Source organism: Marinospirillum sp. (assembly GCF_044810985.1).
In the GTDB taxonomy this organism is placed as follows: Bacteria; Pseudomonadota; Gammaproteobacteria; order Pseudomonadales; family Halomonadaceae; genus Marinospirillum.
Window position 1 is genome coordinate 1,235,185 of sequence record NZ_CP085242.1, and the last position, 17,294, is coordinate 1,252,478.

General features: G+C 55.6%; 17 protein-coding genes. 3 read left to right on the forward strand and 14 right to left on the reverse strand.

Features of this window, described 5'->3' with window-relative positions:
• Positions 1–82: 82 nt before the first annotated feature.
• The 6 genes from LG323_RS05890 to hemA form a co-directional block, all read right to left on the reverse strand.
• On the reverse strand, positions 83–994 hold the full coding sequence (locus tag LG323_RS05890; RefSeq protein WP_310695728.1) for a DMT family transporter: 912 nt from the start codon (positions 992–994) through the stop codon (positions 83–85).
• A 24-nt stretch (positions 995–1,018) separates the two neighbouring features.
• A complete protein-coding gene (locus LG323_RS05895; protein ID WP_404419838.1) occupies positions 1,019–1,777 on the reverse strand; it encodes a HesA/MoeB/ThiF family protein in 759 nt (252 codons plus the stop codon).
• Positions 1,774–2,286 (reverse strand): leucine-responsive transcriptional regulator Lrp, encoded by a 513-nt coding sequence (gene lrp, locus LG323_RS05900; protein WP_310695726.1) that lies wholly within the window; start codon positions 2,284–2,286, stop codon positions 1,774–1,776. Before lrp ends, LG323_RS05895 begins: the two co-directional genes overlap by 4 nt.
• 151 nt (positions 2,287–2,437) lie before the next feature.
• Positions 2,438–3,289 carry a peptide chain release factor N(5)-glutamine methyltransferase gene (gene prmC / locus LG323_RS05905; RefSeq protein ID WP_404419839.1) on the reverse strand — a complete coding sequence of 284 codons (852 nt, stop codon included), beginning with the start codon at positions 3,287–3,289 and terminating at the stop codon, positions 2,438–2,440.
• Between the two features lie 3 nt (positions 3,290–3,292).
• Positions 3,293–4,375: a peptide chain release factor 1 gene (prfA, locus tag LG323_RS05910; protein ID WP_404419840.1), complete on the reverse strand. Its 1,083-nt coding sequence runs from the start codon at positions 4,373–4,375 to the stop codon at positions 3,293–3,295.
• Positions 4,376–4,426: 51 nt separating this feature from the next.
• On the reverse strand, positions 4,427–5,722 hold the full coding sequence (gene hemA / locus LG323_RS05915) for a glutamyl-tRNA reductase (protein WP_404419841.1): 1,296 nt from the start codon (positions 5,720–5,722) through the stop codon (positions 4,427–4,429).
• Between the two features lie 171 nt (positions 5,723–5,893).
• Here hemA and LG323_RS05920 point away from each other — a divergent pair, with 171 nt between their 5' ends.
• The 3 genes from LG323_RS05920 to ispE are packed head-to-tail and all read left to right on the forward strand — an operon-like array spanning position 5,894 to position 9,167.
• Complete coding sequence (locus tag LG323_RS05920; RefSeq protein ID WP_404419842.1) at positions 5,894–7,708, forward strand: tetratricopeptide repeat protein; 1,815 nt, start codon at positions 5,894–5,896, stop codon at positions 7,706–7,708.
• Complete coding sequence (gene lolB, locus LG323_RS05925) at positions 7,705–8,307, forward strand: lipoprotein insertase outer membrane protein LolB (RefSeq protein WP_404419843.1); 603 nt, start codon at positions 7,705–7,707, stop codon at positions 8,305–8,307. The genes LG323_RS05920 and lolB overlap by 4 nt, the downstream gene beginning before the upstream one ends.
• Complete coding sequence (ispE, locus tag LG323_RS05930) at positions 8,304–9,167, forward strand: 4-(cytidine 5'-diphospho)-2-C-methyl-D-erythritol kinase (protein ID WP_404419844.1); 864 nt, start codon at positions 8,304–8,306, stop codon at positions 9,165–9,167. Before lolB ends, ispE begins: the two co-directional genes overlap by 4 nt.
• Positions 9,168–9,173: 6 nt before the next feature.
• Here the strand turns inward: ispE and lipA are convergent, their stop codons facing one another.
• The 8 genes from lipA to mrdA form a co-directional block, all read right to left on the reverse strand.
• Entirely contained in the window at positions 9,174–10,139 is a 966-nt protein-coding gene (lipA, locus tag LG323_RS05935) for a lipoyl synthase (protein ID WP_404419845.1), read from the reverse strand.
• On the reverse strand, positions 10,136–10,795 hold the full coding sequence (gene lipB, locus LG323_RS05940; protein ID WP_404419846.1) for a lipoyl(octanoyl) transferase LipB: 660 nt from the start codon (positions 10,793–10,795) through the stop codon (positions 10,136–10,138). Before lipB ends, lipA begins: the two co-directional genes overlap by 4 nt.
• Entirely contained in the window at positions 10,796–11,083 is a 288-nt protein-coding gene (locus LG323_RS05945; protein ID WP_404419847.1) for a YbeD family protein, read from the reverse strand.
• 47 nt (positions 11,084–11,130) lie between these two features.
• A complete protein-coding gene (locus tag LG323_RS05950; protein ID WP_404420112.1) occupies positions 11,131–12,210 on the reverse strand; it encodes a D-alanyl-D-alanine carboxypeptidase family protein in 1,080 nt (359 codons plus the stop codon).
• 137 nt (positions 12,211–12,347) lie between these two features.
• Entirely contained in the window at positions 12,348–13,229 is an 882-nt protein-coding gene (locus LG323_RS05955) for a septal ring lytic transglycosylase RlpA family protein (protein ID WP_404419848.1), read from the reverse strand.
• A gap of 13 nt (positions 13,230–13,242) precedes the next feature.
• Positions 13,243–14,262 (reverse strand): lytic murein transglycosylase B, encoded by a 1,020-nt coding sequence (mltB, locus tag LG323_RS05960; protein ID WP_404419849.1) that lies wholly within the window; start codon positions 14,260–14,262, stop codon positions 13,243–13,245.
• Positions 14,263–14,281: 19 nt separating this feature from the next.
• Entirely contained in the window at positions 14,282–15,421 is a 1,140-nt protein-coding gene (gene rodA, locus LG323_RS05965) for a rod shape-determining protein RodA (RefSeq protein ID WP_404419850.1), read from the reverse strand.
• Complete coding sequence (mrdA, locus tag LG323_RS05970) at positions 15,411–17,291, reverse strand: penicillin-binding protein 2 (RefSeq protein ID WP_404419851.1); 1,881 nt, start codon at positions 17,289–17,291, stop codon at positions 15,411–15,413. The genes rodA and mrdA overlap by 11 nt, the downstream gene beginning before the upstream one ends.
• Positions 17,292–17,294 lie beyond the last annotated feature (3 nt).

Consider the following 17,294-nt stretch of genomic DNA (forward strand, 5'->3'; position numbering starts at 1 on the left):
TTCAGGAAAACAAAAATTATCGCACAGATACAACCAGGAAACCTACCCACTGGCCCCCTGGATCAACTTAATCAGAGGTGACTTAGCGTTCGGTACGGGTGGATCGATTGGCCCAGTAAACACCCAGCACGGTCAACAGCATACCTGCCAGTGCCAGGCCCGTCATGCGTTCATCAAACAGCAACCAGGCTTCCAGAGCGGTCAGAGGCGGGGCCAGATAGAAGTAACTGGCGGTTCGCGTGGCTTCACCGGCCTTGATCATCATCAGCAAAAGCAAGAGTGCGCCGACAGAAAGAACCAGTACCGACCAGCCCAGAGCCAGAATAAAATCAGGATGCCATTCGACTGCACCTTCGCCCCGCAACCCGGCTCCCAAAAGAACAAGTACAAAAGTGGCCGAATACTGCATGAAAGAGGTCGCCAGCAAGGGCTGAGGGTCACAAGCCTGCTTCTGGTAAAGGGTGCCCAGGGTAATGCCCAGCAAGGCCAGCAAAACCCAAAGCAGACCCTGCCAGGTAATGCTCACGCTCTCCAGTTGCATATCGGCTGTTTGCTGGAGCACCAGAAGCACCCCCACCAACCCCAGAACCAGGCCGCCCCACTGGCGCAGGCCGAGTTTTTGTTGCCAGAACAGATAAACCAGAAAACCGGTCAACAGAGGTTGCAGGCCGACCAGCAGAGCGGTGAGACCGGCCGGAATCCCGGCATCTATGGCGGAAAAGACGCCTCCCAGATAGGCACCGTGAATCAGACTTCCGGCCAGCAGTTGCTGTCTCCAGAGTCGCCAGCTGCGCGGCAAGCTCACCGCAAAGACTTTCAAAAGGAGAGCAAAACACAAGAGGTTGAGCCCCATGCGCCAGCTTAGAAAGGTAAAGGGTTCACTGTAAGGCAGGCCATATTTGGCACTGATAAAGCCGGTGCTCCAGAGCAAGACAAAAAGCCAGGGTGCAAGCCGGACCAGCCAGGGCGAGGACAAAAGACGTAAATCAGCCATCAGTCGAAATCAACCGGCAAAACTTCAGGAGCCACAGCAGGCACAGCGGGGATCTCTGCCCAGCTTGAGGGTGCGCATTTCTGCACGCAGGGCATCATAGGTCAGCAGCTTGCCAACCGCCGGCTGACCACAGCCAGCCAGCAGTTTCAGGGCCTCCACAGCCTGCAGACTGCCAATCACCCCGACCAGGGGCGCGAGAACACCGCTTTCCGAGCAACTGAGTTCTTCATCCCGGGCGTCTTCGTCATAGATACAGGCATAGCAGGGGCTGTCATCACGGCGTGGATCGAACACCGAAAGCTGCCCGGAAAAACGAATAGCGGCCCCGGAAACCAGAGGCTTGCCCAGTTGCCAACAGGCACGGTTAACCGCAAAACGGGTGGCAAAGCGGTCACTGCAGTCACAAACCAGATCCACCTGGGCTACAGCCTGCAACAGAGCCTCCCCTTCCAGCTGGTGCGGATAACAAACCACCTGGGTGCTGCTGTTGATTTGCTGAAGCTGTTGGCGGGCCGATTCCACCTTCAATTCACCGATGCTGGTTTCCTGGTGAGCGATCTGGCGCTGGAGATTGGACAGATCCACCCGATCGTGATCGGCCAGATGCAGCTCACCCACACCGGCAGCAGCCAGATAAAGGGCAACCGGTGAACCCAGCCCGCCCAGACCTACAAGAAGCACACGGCTGTGCAACAACCGCTGCTGACCGGCCACGTCCATTTCCGGCAGAAGAAGCTGGCGGCTGTAACGCAACAGCTGTTCATCGCTCAACTCAGAGGTCATGCCAGATGATCCTGGTCAAACTCCTGCAGTTCAGGTACATAAATCGCAGTATCTTCTTTCACTTCTTCCATCACCACATAACTCTTGGATTCTTTGACACCCGGCAGGGTCAGCACGACATCACCGAGCAGTTGCCGATAGGCGCTCATTTCCGGGATGCGACACTTGAGAATATAATCAAACTGGCCGGAAACCAAGTGACATTCCTGAATTTGCGGCAGTTTGGCCACGGCCCTGCGGAACTCATCAAATACGGCCGGAGACTGGGTTTCCAGACTGATTTCCACAAAAACCAGAAGGTTGGCTCGCAGGTATTTGGGATTCAAAATGGCTTTATAGCTTTTGATGACGCCTTTGCGTTCCAGGCGTTTGACCCTTTCCAGGCAGGGAGTCGTGGAAAGACCCACCTTGTTGGCCAGGTCAACATAGGAGATGCGGGCATTATCCTGCAATGCCTGGAGAATTTTCAAATCAATCTTGTCCAGAGTTCTGGCTTTATTGTTTTTCATAAGAGCAGCCTTTTATTATTGTTTAGTCAATCAAGTGGCGCTTTTGACAGATCGGTTCGGCATCCTCTCCCTCAGCCTAGTTGATCTTGCCAAAAGCATCAGCTCTTTTAGTTTTTTATCATGTTATCTGGCTGTTTACTACATCCCCACATCAAAAATATGTTTTTTTCCAGCTTCCCTGGGTCACTCGCGGCTGTCCGGCATAGTCACGATGGGTGGTGATTTCCGCCAGACCGGCCTGGTGAAGCAGGGTTTGCAGCTCGGCTTCCTGATCGTAGCCATGCTCGACCAGCAACCAGCCGCCCGACTTGAGGTGCCGGGGAATCCCCGCCAGCAGTTGCCGGTAGGCCTGGAGTCCATCATCCCCCCCGACCAGGGCTGAAGCAGGCTCGTAACGCAGATCGCCCTGAGTCAGATGCGGGTCTTGCGGGCGAATATAAGGAGGGTTGCTCAGGATCAGGTCATATTCACCCTGGGGAATGCCCTGCCACCAGTCGGACTGCCAGATGCGCACATCCAGCTGCAATTGGCGGGCATTGTCCCTGGCCAGCTGCACTGCTGCCGGGTTGATGTCCACGGCCTCCACCTGCCATTGCGGACGCTCATGTTTCAGAGCCAGAGCAATGGCCCCGGTGCCTGTGCCCAGATCCAGCACCCGGGCATGTTTTTGCGTGCAGATATCCAGGGCCGCTTCAACCAGGCATTCGGTATCGGCACGTGGAATCAGGGTGGCGGGAGATACTTTTAAGGGCAGACCCCAGAATTCCCATTCCCCCAGAATCCAGGCCAGGGGCTGGCCTTCCAGACGTTGCTTGAGCCAGATATCCAGTTGTTGTTCTTGCCAGGGTTCCAGGAGTTGTTCCGGCCAGGTGAAGAGGTAGGCGGTGTTTTTTTTCAACAGATGACAAAGCAGCAGCTCGGCTTCACGACGGGGGGCTTCCAGGCAGGCCTCATCCAGGCGCTGGCTGGCCTGGCGCAGCCAGCCTTGCAGAGTCCAGGTCACCGATCAGTCACCCAGTTGTGACAGGAGTTCGGTTTGTTGTTCCTGAGCCAGCGCGGACACCACTTCCTCCAGGTTACCGGCAATGATTTCATCCAGCTTGTAGAGGGTCAGGTTGATGCGGTGATCCGTGACCCGGCCCTGGGGGAAGTTGTAGGTGCGGATGCGTTCCGAACGATCACCACTGCCCACCAGAGAACGCCGGGCATCCGACTGGGCCTGCTGAGCCTGGTCTTCAGCATCCTGTTTCAGACGCGTGGCCAGCCAGGTCATGGCTCTGGCCTTGTTTTTATGCTGGGACCTTTCCTGCTGACATTCCACCACCAGGCCTGTGGGCAGGTGGGTGATGCGAATGGCGGAGTCGGTGGTATTGACATGCTGACCGCCTGCACCTGAGGAGCGAAAGGTATCAATCCGCAGATCGGCCGGATTGATATTGACGTCTTCCACTTCATCGGCTTCAGGCATGACGGCCACGGTACAGGCCGAGGTATGAATGCGCCCCTGGGACTCAGTGGCCGGCACCCTCTGGACACGATGCACACCGGATTCAAATTTCAGATAGGAATAAACATCGCGACCACTGATGCGGGCAATCACTTCTTTATAGCCACCGGCTTCGCTGTCACTGGCACTGAGGATTTCCACCTGCCAGCCTTTGCTTTCCGCATAACGGGTGTACATTTTAAAGAGGTCACCGGCAAACAGTGCCGCTTCATCCCCACCGGTTCCGGCGCGCACTTCCAGAAATATATTGCGGCTGTCATTGGGATCACGGGGCAGCAACAGACGCTGGAGTTCAGCTTCCAGCTCCACCAGCCCGGCTTTCAACTCATAAGCTTCTTCCCGACCCATTTCCCGCATATCCGGGTCATCGTCACTGGCGAGGGATTCCGCCGCCTGGAGATCATCCTGCTGCTGGGTGTAGCGGTTATAAGCTTCAATAACCGGCTCCAGTTCGGCATATTCCTTGGAATAATTGCGAAACTTGTCCTGCTGGCTAATGGTTTCCGGGTCGGAAAGAAGAGCGGACAGCTCCTCAAAACGATCCCGCAGGTTATCCAATTTGGCTTGAATTGATGCTTTCATAAATAGTGGGAATCCGGATCTCAGAAATCAAAAAATTAAGTTGCAGGGCATCTAGGACTTGGAAGAAGTGCTCTTGTCGGGCTCGACGCTCTGGCCTGCCTGAAGGTTGAGCAGTTCAGCCGCTGCTGCCAGCAGATCACCCCGGTTCTCGGCAGAGGCTTCACGAATCTTCAGCGTGGGATGGTGCAGCCATTTATTGGTCAGGCTGCGACAGAGCTTGTGCAGTACTTCCTGGGCATCCCGCCCCTGGGCCAACTGGCTGAGGGCCACCTGGAGTTCGGCTTCTGCCAGTTGTTGAGCATTCTGGCGAAACTCACCGATCATGCGCCCGGCATCCCGCACCCGCAGGCTGCGCATGAACTCCTGAACACTGGCGGTGATCAGCTCTTCAGCCTGCTGGGCGGCTTCGCGGCGGGCTGCCAGATTTTCATCAATGACTTCCTGCAGGTCATCAACTGTAAACAGGAAAATATCATCCAGCTCATCCACCTGGGGTTCAATATCGCGGGGCACGGCGATATCAACCATGAAGATGGGTTTGTGGCGGCGCAGTTTGAGAGCCCTTTCCACCATACCTTTGCCCAGAATGGGCAGAGGGGCAGCCGTTGAACTGATGACGATATCCGCCTTGGCCAGCTGATCGGGGATGGCGCTCAGGGCAACCGCCTCACCCTGCACTTCATCGGCCAGGCACTGGGCCCTTTCCACCGTGCGGTTGGCAATCACCATTTTTTGCACACCCGCCTGACGCAAATGCCGGGCCACCAGTTCAATGGTTTCCCCGGCACCAATCAAAAGGGCGCTGCTGTCACGCAAATCGGAAAAAATCTTCTGGGCCAGACTGACGGCCGCATAAGCCACAGATACAGGATTGGTGCCAATCCCGGTTTCAGTTCGCACCCGCTTGGCGGTGGCAAACACCTGTTGAAAAAGCTGTTCCAGACCCGAACCCAGCAAGGCGTTTTGCTTGGCCAGATCATAAGCATCTTTTATCTGTCCCAGAATCTGGGGTTCACCCAACACCATGGAATCCAGACCACTGGCCACCCGCATCAAGTGACCGATGGCGGACTGGTCTTCATGGATATAGCTGTGGCGGGCCACCTCATCAAAAGACAGGTTATGAAATTCACTCAGCCAGGTCATCAGGGGACGGACATCACCGGCTTCCACCAGGGTGTAAACTTCCGTGCGGTTACAGGTAGAAATAATGGCTGCTTCTTTGATACTCTGATGAGCGCGTAACTGCTGGCTTGCCTCTTCCAGTTGGGATGGCGAAAAGGCCACCCGCTCTCGCAAAGCAACAGGTGCCGTTTTATGATTTATGCCCAGAGCTAGAAAACGCATTGGCTGTACTGCTGGCACCGTCAAACGTCACTCCAAGATGTCGGCTACCCCTTTGAATCCGGGGCAGAAAAACGTGCAAGAAAAAAACAACCGCTTACATAAATTGCAGGCGCAGCTGGCTATAAGGACGTTATGATAGCACAATCAAAAGTGAAACCAGACTCAAGCCCCATGTCGAACCCTGATTATTTTTTCCGTCGCCTGTGCAGAGCTTTTTCTCTGCGAGGCTGGGCTGTATTCTTCTTGCTGAGCGGCTTGACCGCCTGTACCACCACCGAACCCCAGCCCTCTGAATTCCAGCCCGTCGGCTTGAGCAAGGCAACCCAGCCCAATCTCTACATCCACGAACGCAACCTGCAATTCCCCGCCATTCAGGGCCTGGATGAAGAGCTGACCTTCGGCCTGCTGAGCGCAGAAATCGCAGGCCAGCGCAATCAACTCGACTATGCGCTCAACACCTACATGAAACTGGCCATGACCACCCAGAATCCAGGGGTTGCCGAAAGAGCCACCTGGATTGCCCAGTTTGCCCAACAGCCCCAGGCTTCCCTGGATGCGGCCATTATCTGGGCCAACACCGCACCCAACAACCCGGATGCGCAGCGTACCGCAGCCGGTTTGCTCCTGCAAAATGAACAATACCTGGAAGCCTTTGATCACCTGCTGCGCTATGAACACTTAGGTGGTGAAAGCAACTATTCCCTGTTGGCCGGGCACCTGGCTGAAAGTGCCAACCCGGTGGTTACCGAGCTTTACCAGTTGATGCTGGAGGAAAGCCAGCAACGGGAAGAATCCAGCACCGACCTGCAAACCGCCCTGGCCCTTCTGAGTGAAGAAGCCGGTGAAATCGAGCGCGCACAAATGCACCTCAGCCAGGCCCTGGATCTGGAACCGGACAATGTACGCGCTTTGCAACTCCAGGCCAGAATCTACCGGCGTCAGGACAACACCCAGGCCGCCCGAGCGCTTCTGGAAAAAGCCCTAAAGAGCCAGCCCAATGAAGTTCGCCTGTGGCTGGAGCTGGCCAGAATCCAGTTGCAAAACCAGCAGTTGAAAGCGGCAGAAAAAACCTTTGATCGCATTATCAGCCTGCAGCCGGACAACCCCCAGATACGCCTGGCTCTGGCGCGTATCCAGCTGGAAACCCAGCAATTTGAGGCCGCGCAAAAAAGCCTGTTGCAACTGACCGATGATGAACTCCTCGCTGACCAGGCTTATCTGCATCTGGGCGAGCTGGCCGAACGAGAGGGAGACTGGCAGCAGGCTCTCGACTACTACGCCCAGGTGGAAGCCGGTCAACCCCTGCTGGATGCAGTGCGGGCCAGCGTCAAACTTCTGGTCAACAACGACCAGCTGCCAGCCGCCCTGGAACTGCTGGATGAAAAACGCCAGAGCAACCCCGAGCTGACCACTCCCCTGACCTTGCTGGGTGAACAACTCTACCGACGCAACCAGGACTTCAGCGGAGCCCTGAATTGGATCAACCAGGGCCGGGACTTGCTGCCGGATGATCAGGAATCCTTGCGCCTTCTCTACACCCGTGCCTTGATCCATTATGAACTCAATCAACTGGATACCATGGAAGAGGATCTGCGCCTGTTGCTGGAGCTGGATCCCAATAATGCCATGGCCCTCAATGCCCTGGGCTACGCCCTGGTCAATCGCACCGACGACCGCACCCACGAAGGCCTGCTGTTGATCAAAAAAGCCCATGCACTTAACAGGGAGTCACCGGAAATCCTGGACTCCCTGGGCTGGGCCCTGTTTCGACTGGATCGCCTGGAAGAAGCCAGGGACTACCTGGAAGAAGCCTTCCAACGCCTTCCCGATGAGGAAATTGCCGCCCACCTTGCAGAGGTTCTCTGGGAACTGGGTGAGCAGGAAGAGGCACGCCTTCTGATTGAGCAGATGCTGCAGCAGGAAGAACCCACCCCAACGCTTGACCAACTCCTGGAAAGACGACCCGAGCTGAAATTCCAACCATGAAATCACTCCCGGATTACCGTTACCTTGCCGCTGTTCTCCTCCTGGTTCTGCTGTTTTCCGGCTGCGCCAGCCAGCCGCTGCCTCCACCGGAGCCCCAGGAATTGCAAGCCAATGCCGAGCTCTGGAACTGGCAGGCCCAGGGACGCCTGGCCATCAAGGATGGCGAAGAACGGCATTCCGCAAACCTTGACTGGCAACAACAGGGCTTCAGCTATCAATTGATGATCTTTGGCCCCATGGGTCAAGGCACAGCCCGCCTGGACGGTCAGCCTTTTCGTGTCACCCTGACCACCTCCGATGGTCAGACACTGGAAGCCTCCAGTCCGGAATCCCTGATCCGTCAGGGACTGGGCTGGGAGTTTCCTTTATCCAACCTGATTTACTGGGTCAGAGGCCTGCCTGCACCCGGCCAGCACCTGCTGGTGGATTCCCGCAACCTTATCCAGGGACGCTGGGAGGTTGAATGGCGGCGCTTCACTGAAGTGGATGGCTACTCTCTTCCCAGCCTACTCATCGCCCGGCACGGTGACCTGAAATTGCGTCTGGCCATCAACAGCTGGCAGCTTCACCTTCCCGCCCAGGAAGAAGAAAGCCCATGACTCAGCTCAGCCTGCCAGCACCGGCCAAGCTCAATCTGTTTTTGCACATCATCGCTAAAAGGGAAGATGGCTACCATGAACTCCAGACCCTGTTTCAGTTTCTGGACCTGGCCGATGAGTTGAATTTCAAGCTACGCAGCGATGGTTTGGTTGTTCTGGAAAATCAGCTGGAAGAGGTTCCCCAGGCCGATAATCTGGTCTGGAAAGCAGCTGAATTACTGGCTCCCTTGCGGCCAGACCCCGGCCTGGGTGTCAGCATCCGTCTGCACAAGAAACTCCCCATGGGCGGCGGTCTGGGCGCAGGCAGCTCGGATGCCGCCACCACCCTTCTGGCCTTGAATCAGCTTTGGAAGCTGGAATTGAGTCTGGATCAACTGGCTGAGAAGGGATTACAACTGGGTGCCGATGTGCCGGTTTTTGTGCGCGGACAAACCGCCTGGGCAGAGGGAGTCGGGGAAAAGCTGCAAGCCGTGCAGGTTCCTGAGTCGCATTATCTGCTGATTCATCCGGGTTGCCACTGCAACACCGGAGCATTTTTCAGCCATCCCCGCTTGCCCAGATCGACTCCCAAAACCACTGCCAAAGCGGCTTTGCAGCAGCTGGGCAGCAATGATTTCACCACTCTGGCGCGAGAGCTTTATCCACCCGTAGAAGCCTGTTTTCAGTGGCTGCAAGAGCAGGACTGCCAACCCTGGCTCACCGGAACCGGTGCCTGTGTCTTTGCTAAAGTTTCCAGCGCAGAACAGGGGCAGGCACTGCTTAAACAGTTACCGGCCACCTTCAGTGGACACCCGACCCAAGGTTGGGTGGTCAAGAGCTGCCAGACCTCACCAACGCACCAGGCGCTGGCTCAGGCCTGACAGGCGTCAGCTGATTTTTTCACCATGCGCCTGTTTGTCTGCGTGATAACTGGATCTGACCAGCGGGCCTGAGGCGATGTGTTTAAAGCCCATTTTGTAACCTTCCTCGGCAAACCAGTCGAAAGTCTCTGGAGTAACCCAACGGTCAATCGCCAGGTGATCCTTGGAAGGCTGCATGTATTGTCCCAGGGTCAGCATTTCCACCTTGTGGGCACGCAGGTCACGCATCACATCCAACACCTGCTCGTCGGTTTCGCCCACACCCAGCATCAAACCGGATTTGGTCAGTACCTCGGGGCAGGCTTCTTTATAACGCTTCAGCAAATCCAGCGACCACTGATAATCCGCTCCCGGCCTGACTTTCTTGTACAGCTGAGGCACGGTTTCCAGATTGTGGTTGAAAACATCCGGTGGGGTTTCACGCAGAATATCTATGGCGATGTCCATCCGACCGCGAAAATCCGGTACCAGTACTTCCACTTCCAGGCTGCTCATGCGCTCACGCAATTCACGGATGCACTGGGCAAAGTGACCGGCCCCACCGTCGCGCAGGTCATCCCGGTCGACTGAAGTGATGACCACGTATTTGAGCTGCATTTCGGCAATCGCTTCAGCCATTTCCCGTGGCTCATTTTCATCCAGAGCATTGGGGCGACCGTGGGCGACATCACAGAAAGGACAACGGCGGGTGCAGATATCCCCCATAATCATGAAGGTGGCGGTTCCGCCGTGAAAACATTCGCCCAGGTTGGGGCAGGACGCCTCTTCACAAACCGTGTTCAGCTTGTGGCGGCGCAGGGTTTCCTTGATGCGGTTAACCTCAGGTGAGATCGGCATGCGTACGCGCAGCCAGTCCGGCTTTTTGGGCAGGGTTTCCGTGGGAATCACCTTGATGGGAATCCGTGAGGTTTTGTCCGCACCGCGCAGTTTTTCACCCTGAACGATTTTTTTTGCCTGGGTTTTTACAGTCATGCCAGCTCCTGCCAAGTATTCGTGGTGGTAACCTGCTGGTGCCCGAGGCGACGCAGGATTCTGTTGAGTAGGTCTTCTTGTGCTTGCTGAAATGTGATTTCGGGGCGCAGATCCGCCAGACGGGTCACCGGCATGCCCGCATAACCACAGGGGTTGATCCTCTCAAAGGCATCTAGCGGGCAGTTGATATTGAAGCTTAGGCCATGAAAACTGCAGCCCCGGCGAATTTTCAAACCCAGCGCGGCGATCTTGGCATCCCCTACATAAACGCCGGGCGCATCGGGCCGGGCGTGGGCTTCGATACCCAGATCACCCAGATAGGCAATCAGGCTTTCTTCAATCAGATTGACCAGATCGCGCACTCCGTAATCCAGGCGCTTCACGTTCAGCAGCAGGTAAATAATCAACTGGCCGGGACCATGCCAGGTCACCTGGCCGCCGCGATCCACCTTGACCACCGGGATGTCCCCCGGATTCAGCAAGTGAATATCCTTGCCTGCCTGGCCCTGGGTGAAAACAGACTCATGTTCGAGAACCCAGAGTTCATCAGCCTGGTCAGCTGAGCGTTGGTCGGTGAAGGCTTGCATGCGCTTCCAGGTCGGCTGATAAGGCTGACGACCCAGGAAGCGTACTTGCAGTGCAGCAGGCTGAGTCATTTAAAGAACCATGTGAACCCGGCCGGTTTCTTTCAAGGCTTCATGCAACCGGGAAAGGTGCTGTTCATTTTCAGCATGAATGGTGATGCGCACGGATTGGAAACGGCCATTGCGGCTGTCCACCACCGTGACGGTTTCCTGCAGGTAATCGGTTTCCGAAGTGACCAGGACATCCAGGACGCAAGCCTTGAAATCAGGGGCGGCTTCACCCACCACCTTGATCGGAAAATGGCAGGGGAATTCAATTTTGGGCGGCTTTTCGGCCGAACCGGAAGTTGCTTGTTGCATGACTGACCCTATAACCCAGTAATTTAGTCAATTATAACCCAGCAAAGTTAGCTGAACAAACCGATCACAAACATCAAGAGGCTGTGCCAAAGGCGTTTGAAGAAACCGGCTTCGTCAATGTTTTCCAGGGCAACCAGAGGCTTTTGCGCGACCACTTCCTCGCCCAGGCGTATGATCAGGGTGCCCAGTTCCTGGCCGGCCCTGACCGGTGCCTTGATGGTAGCGTGAACATTAACCTCAGCCTCCAGGTTGTTTTGCTCGCCTCTGGGCAGAGTGGCAAAAAGTTCATTCTCCAGCCCCAATTGTAATTCATCCTGCACACCCTGCCAGACTCGAACCGAATCCAGCACCTCATAGCGCTCATAAAGTTTGGGCGTTTCAAAATAGCGGAAACCGTAAGTCAGCAGTTTCTGGCTTTCCTGAGCGCGGCCTTCTTCACTGCGTGCGCCCAGCACCACGGAGATCAGGCGCATATCATTGCGTACTGCCGAGGCAGCCAGACAATAACCCGCTGCATCTGTGTGTCCGGTTTTCAGGCCGTCCACGCTGGAGTCACTCCAGAGCAGGGTGTTGCGATTATTCTGGCGGATATTGTTGTAGGTGAATTCTCTCTGGGAATACAGGGAATAGTGTTCCGGGTAATTGATGATTTTTTCCCGGGCCAGAGTGGCCATATCCATAGCGGTCGAGTAGTGACCTTCTTCCGGCAAGCCAGTGGCATTTTTGAACTGGGTGGAAGTCATACCGATGCGCCGGGAATGCTGATTCATCAGATCAGCAAAGGCTTCTTCACTTCCGGCGAGGTATTCGGCAACAGCCACCGAGGCATCATTACCGGATTGCACCACTATGCCCTGAAGAAGGTCACCCAGGGAGACCAGAGTACCCTCTTGAATAAACATCCGAGATCCGGGCATACGCCAGGCCTTGACGCTGACAGGCACCATATCACTGGTGCTGACATTGCCCCGGTTAATCTCGTATTCCAGCAGGTAGCTGGTCATCATCTTGGTCAGGCTGGCGGGAGGTAGTTGGGTATTGGCATTTTTGGAGGCCAGCACCTTGCCGCTGTGCGCATCCATTAAAACCCAGGCTTCAGCAGCCAGTTGTGGCGGTGCCGGAATCATCACCTGAGCCTGCAGCGGCAGACTCAACAAGCAGGCCAGCAACAGCCCGCTCAAACTCAATGGCAGACCGGTATTTGCAGAGGAAAATACTGATTTAAAGCTTTTAGAGAACATCAATGGCTACTCGATTACTGAATTTACTGACGTATCCGAAAAGGGCGGCCCAGCTCTGAAGCTTCCAGCTTGCGAATGGCTGCTTCAGCCGAGGCTTCTTCCAGAGGGCCAACCTGTACACGATACAATGCTTGCCCGGAAACCACGCGAACCGGAGCCTGGGTCAGTTCTCTGGCCCGGCTCTGCAAACGTTCGGCAGCTTCGGCATTCCCCAGGGCTCCCACTTGCAGGAAGACCTGGTTATTACTGCTTTTTGCCAGTTGCTTGGAGGAGCGCTTGTTTCTGGCCTGCCATTGTACCGGATCAATGGCTTCAAGCCGCACGCGGGCCGTTCCCTTGTCCAGCATATCCAGCCGATGGGCGGCTGCATAGGAAAGATCAATAATGCGATTGCCCACAAAAGGGCCACGATCATTCACCCGGACGATCACCTGGCGGTTATTGGCCAGATTGGTGACCCGCACAAAAGTAGGCAGCGGAAGGCTGGTGTGGGCCGCCGTCATGGCAAACATGTCATAGACTTCGCCATTCGAGGTTTCATGACCATGAAACTTGTTGCCGTACCAGGAGGCCATGCCGGTCTGGGTAAATCCACGGCTGGAACCCAGAACCCGATAGGTGCGCCCAAACACCGTATAGGTGGAAGAATTGCCACGGCGACTTCTTTCCACCGGTACGGGTTCTGCATCAGGAATCCGGGATACATCCGGGGGATTGGCCGGCATGCTGTCAATACGCTGCTTATAGCGCCCGTTTCCGGAACTGACAATCTTGTCCTGAAGGGTGTAGCCACCCCCCTGCCCGGGACTATGGGCACCAAAAACCCCACCGCCACCCCCAACGGAGCAGCCGCTCAAAATAACCAGGGGCAAAAGCAAAATACCTAGGTGCAGATACCTGTGCATTTTTTTGCTGTTCCTAATTTGTATCACGTAGGGCTTCTGCCAGCTCGTAAACAGCCAGGGCATACATACGGCTGTGATTATAACGGGTAATCACATAAAAGTTAGGCAAACCGATCACAAATTGTTCACCTTCTTCCAGTTTGAAGGCCATGGGGATCACCTGAGTCGAGTCTTTCAGGCCCTGACGCTCTTCAGGAATCAAGCCAGCGGCTTCCACTTCCGACAGGGGCAGACGGTCAAAACGGTTTTTACGCAAACCATCCAGCTGTTCACCTTCACCCTCCAACCGGGCAGGGGTCAGAATTGGAGCATCGGTTTGCCAGCCATGCTCCTTGAAATAGTTGGCCACCGAGCCGATGGCATCAATGGGGTTGGTCCAGATATCAATGAAACCGTCACCGCTGAAATCCACGGCAAAATCCCGATAGCTGGTGGGGATAAACTGCGGATAACCCATGGCACCGGCATAAGACCCCATGGGCAGCCTGGGGTTCAGCCCCTGCTGACGCGTCAGGTTGAGAAACTCCACCAGTTGACGACGGAAAAAGGCAGAGCGGTCACTGGGCGTGCCTTCGGGATAATCAAAACTGAGCGTCGCCAGGGCATCAATGACTCTATGACGCCCCTTGATGCGGCCATAATAGGTCTCAATCCCGATAATGGCGGCAATGACTTCGGAAGCAACTCCCATTTCACCTTCAGCGCGCTGCAAAGTGCCTGCATATTCCTGCATAAACTCCTTGCCCGCCTGGATGCGCTCCGGTGTGATAAAAATCTTGCGGTACTCATGCCAGGCCAGCCTTCTTTCTGCAGGGCGCGACATCAGCTCTTGAATATCCTGACGCAGCTCAGCCTGGCTGAACAGCTCGTCCAGCTCCTGGCGATCAAAGTTGTTGTCCTCAACCAATTCGGTAATAAAAGCCTCAACATCCCGGCGCTGATCGGGATTATAAAAGCTGGCAGCAACCTGGCTGGAAGCAAGCAGCAAAAAAGCCAGCCCCAGAGTTGAATAAATTTTATACACCAAGTACATCTTACAGCTCCTCAGCCTGTTAGCGGTTCAGCAAGCTGTTGTGAGTGTGAATGGACATCAGGACACCAAACCCTGCCATCAGGGTCAGGCTGGACGTACCCCCATAACTGACCAGAGGCAGAGGAACACCAACTACGGGCAGCAAACCACTGACCATACCTATATTAACAAAAACATACACAAAAAACGTAAAAACAATCGAGGAAGCCAACAAGCGGCTGAAAGTACCCACAGCATTAGCTGCAATCAACATCCCCCGCCAGATAATCAGGAGATACAAAGCCAGCAGCAGGGTCACGCCGATCAAACCGGCCTCTTCGGCAAGAACCGCAATAATGAAGTCCGTGTGGCGCTCAGGCAAAAATTCCAGGCGTGACTGGGTTCCCTGAAACCAGCCTTTCCCTTCCAATCCGCCTGAACCTATGGCTGTCTTGGACTGGATAATATTCCATCCAGTTCCCAGGGGATCGTTTTCGGGATGCAGAAAGGTCAAAACCCGATTGCGCTGATAGTCGTGCAGCATCCACCAGAAGGCAGGCAAGGCAGCAATTACCAGCGTAAAAAAGGAGAAAATAATCTTCCAGCTCAGGCCAGCCAGAAACAGCACCACCAGACCGGCCGAAGCAACCAGAAGCGAAGTGCCCAGATCAGGCTGACGTGCAATCAGCAACACCGGGACAATCAGCACACCCAAGGCAATAAAAAGGTGTTTCAAGCCAGGCGGCAAATGGCGTCTGGACAAATAGGCCGCCAGCATCAGGGGCAAAGCCAGCTTCATGGCTTCGGAAGGTTGAAAGCGCAAACCGCCCAGAGCCAGCCAGCGTTGAGCCCCCTTGGCATCCGTTCCCAGAAAAAGCACGGCAACCAGGGCAATCACACCCACTGCATATACCGGCAGGGCCCAACGCAGCATATAGCGGGGCGGCACCTGGGCCACCACCAGCATGACCCCCAGCGCAAAAAGCAGGCGATATGCCTGAGACAGAGTAACATCAAGGTTGCTGCCGGTGGCACTGTAGAGAATCAACAATCCACAACTCATCAAAACCAGAAGCGCCAGAAGCAGCCAGCCATCCAGATGAATGCGCGTCATCCAGCCTTCTTTCTTTTTCAGATGCAGATGGGCACCGGGTAACTTCCATTGAAAATCACGGGGCATTTTTGGCCTCCAGTTCTGCCAGCCGCTCAGGGGTCAGGTAAGCATCAAAAACCTCGCGGGCAATGGGTGCGGCCACCTGACTGCCCCCAGCCTCGGCATTTTCCACGATCACCGCCAGAGCAATCTGGGGATTGTCTGCCGGTGCAAATCCCATAAAAACAGCGTGATTACGCAGGTGTTCAGGAATGATTTCAGTGCGATCCTGTTTATCATCCTGGCTGAGGGTGAAAACCTGTGAAGTCCCGGTTTTACCGGCAATCCTGTAGTCCGCTCCCTTCCCGGCAGCCCTTGCGGTGCCTTCATGACCGTGCAGCACTTCCTGCATGGCCTCATGAACATATTCCCAGTTGGAAGCATCCATGACGGGCACCGGCTTCTTATCCCCCATCACATCGGGAACCAGGCTTTCAGGCTCACTGTCCTTGAGTAGCCGCGGCTGAACCCAGTGGCCGCGGTTGGCCAGCAGGGAGGTGGCCGTCGCCAGTTGCAACGGGGTGGTCAACCAGTAGCCCTGGCCTATACCGGTACTCAGAGTTTCACCGGGGAACCAGGGCTGACGGTACTCTTCTCTCTTCCAGTCCCGGCTGGGCATCAGACCATCTCTGGCCCCCTGGATATCCAGCGAGGTTTCCTGACCAAAACCGAATTGCCTCATATAGGGGGAAATGCGATCGATCCCCAACTCATAGGAGAGGCTGTAAAAAAAGGTGTTATTGGACACTGCAATGGAGCGTTTCAGATCCACCGTGCCGTGCCCCTGGCGCTTCCAGTTGCGGTACAGACGATCATCATTGGGAAGCTGGAAATAGCCGGGGTCGTGCATTTCCATGTCCTTGTCGATCACACCCAGTTCCAGCCCAGCCAGCCCCATAAAGGGCTTGATGGAAGAGCCGGGAGCATACTGACCGCGGCTGGCCCGATCAAACAGGGGTAAATCCGGGTCATCGCGCAGATAACCAAATGCCTGTCCATCCAGGCTGCCGACAAACACATTGGGATCAAAACCCGGCGAACTCACCAGAGCAAGAATACCTCCGGTTTCAGGCTCTATGGCCACCAAACCCGCCTTGCGGCCTCGCAGGGTTTCATAGGCCACTCTTTGCAGGTCGCTGTCCAGATGCAGAGTCAAATCGGCTCCCGGACTGGGCGGCTCGGATTCCACCACCCGGATCACCCGACCCCGGGCATTGGTTTCCACGCGCCGATAGCCAACTTCACCGTGCAGCAGGTGTTCGTACTGGGCTTCAATGCCTGTTTTGCCGATGTAGTGGGTGCCGGAATAGGCACGTTGATCGAGTTTTTCCACATCCTTTTCACTGATGCGCCCGACATAACCCAAGGCATGGGAGATGGCTTCTCCATCCGGGTAATGGCGCAGCAGCTGGGCGGAAACCTCGACACCGGGCAGCAGGTAGCGGTTGACCGCCAGCTTGGCAATCTGTTCTTCGGTCAGCTGATCAACCAGCAGGGCCGGCTCAAAAGGGCGGCGGCGGTGCCGACTGCGTTCAGTCAGGGCTTCTACACAACCTTCCCCCATTTCCAGCAGATTGCAGATACGCCCGACCACCTCCTGCACATCACCGGCCAACTCACGGGTCAAAGTCAGACTGTGGCTGGGCAGGTTGTCCGCGAGCAGGTGACCTTCACGGTCAAATATCAGGCCACGGGTGGGCGGAATGGCTTCAACTGTAGTGCGATTGCGCTCCGAACGGCTGACATGCTGGTCGTATTGCAGCACCTGAAGGTAGGCCATGCGAGTGAACAGGAGAGCCATCAGGATGAAAACCAGAATCAGCAGCAAGCGGGCACGAAACTGGAAAATGCGATTTTCCTTTTCAGGGTCTTTGATCTGTCGGCGAAACTCTTTCATGGC

Coding starts and splice junctions, on each gene's coding strand:
- LG323_RS05890 (WP_310695728.1), bottom strand. CDS start 994: ATGGCTGATTTACGTCTTTTGTCCTCGCCCTGGCTGGTCCGGCTTGCA.
- LG323_RS05895 (WP_404419838.1), bottom strand. CDS start 1,777: ATGACCTCTGAGTTGAGCGATGAACAGCTGTTGCGTTACAGCCGCCAG.
- lrp (WP_310695726.1), bottom strand. CDS start 2,286: ATGAAAAACAATAAAGCCAGAACTCTGGACAAGATTGATTTGAAAATT.
- prfA (WP_404419840.1), bottom strand. CDS start 4,375: ATGAAAGCATCAATTCAAGCCAAATTGGATAACCTGCGGGATCGTTTT.
- hemA (WP_404419841.1), bottom strand. CDS start 5,722: ATGCGTTTTCTAGCTCTGGGCATAAATCATAAAACGGCACCTGTTGCT.
- LG323_RS05920 (WP_404419842.1), top strand. CDS start 5,894: ATGTCGAACCCTGATTATTTTTTCCGTCGCCTGTGCAGAGCTTTTTCT.
- lolB (WP_404419843.1), top strand. CDS start 7,705: ATGAAATCACTCCCGGATTACCGTTACCTTGCCGCTGTTCTCCTCCTG.
- ispE (WP_404419844.1), top strand. CDS start 8,304: ATGACTCAGCTCAGCCTGCCAGCACCGGCCAAGCTCAATCTGTTTTTG.
- lipA (WP_404419845.1), bottom strand. CDS start 10,139: ATGACTGTAAAAACCCAGGCAAAAAAAATCGTTCAGGGTGAAAAACTG.
- lipB (WP_404419846.1), bottom strand. CDS start 10,795: ATGACTCAGCCTGCTGCACTGCAAGTACGCTTCCTGGGTCGTCAGCCT.
- LG323_RS05945 (WP_404419847.1), bottom strand. CDS start 11,083: ATGCAACAAGCAACTTCCGGTTCGGCCGAAAAGCCGCCCAAAATTGAA.
- LG323_RS05950 (WP_404420112.1), bottom strand. CDS start 12,210: ATGATTCCGGCACCGCCACAACTGGCTGCTGAAGCCTGGGTTTTAATG.
- LG323_RS05955 (WP_404419848.1), bottom strand. CDS start 13,229: ATGCACAGGTATCTGCACCTAGGTATTTTGCTTTTGCCCCTGGTTATT.
- mltB (WP_404419849.1), bottom strand. CDS start 14,262: ATGTACTTGGTGTATAAAATTTATTCAACTCTGGGGCTGGCTTTTTTG.
- rodA (WP_404419850.1), bottom strand. CDS start 15,421: ATGCCCCGTGATTTTCAATGGAAGTTACCCGGTGCCCATCTGCATCTG.
- mrdA (WP_404419851.1), bottom strand. CDS start 17,291: ATGAAAGAGTTTCGCCGACAGATCAAAGACCCTGAAAAGGAAAATCGC.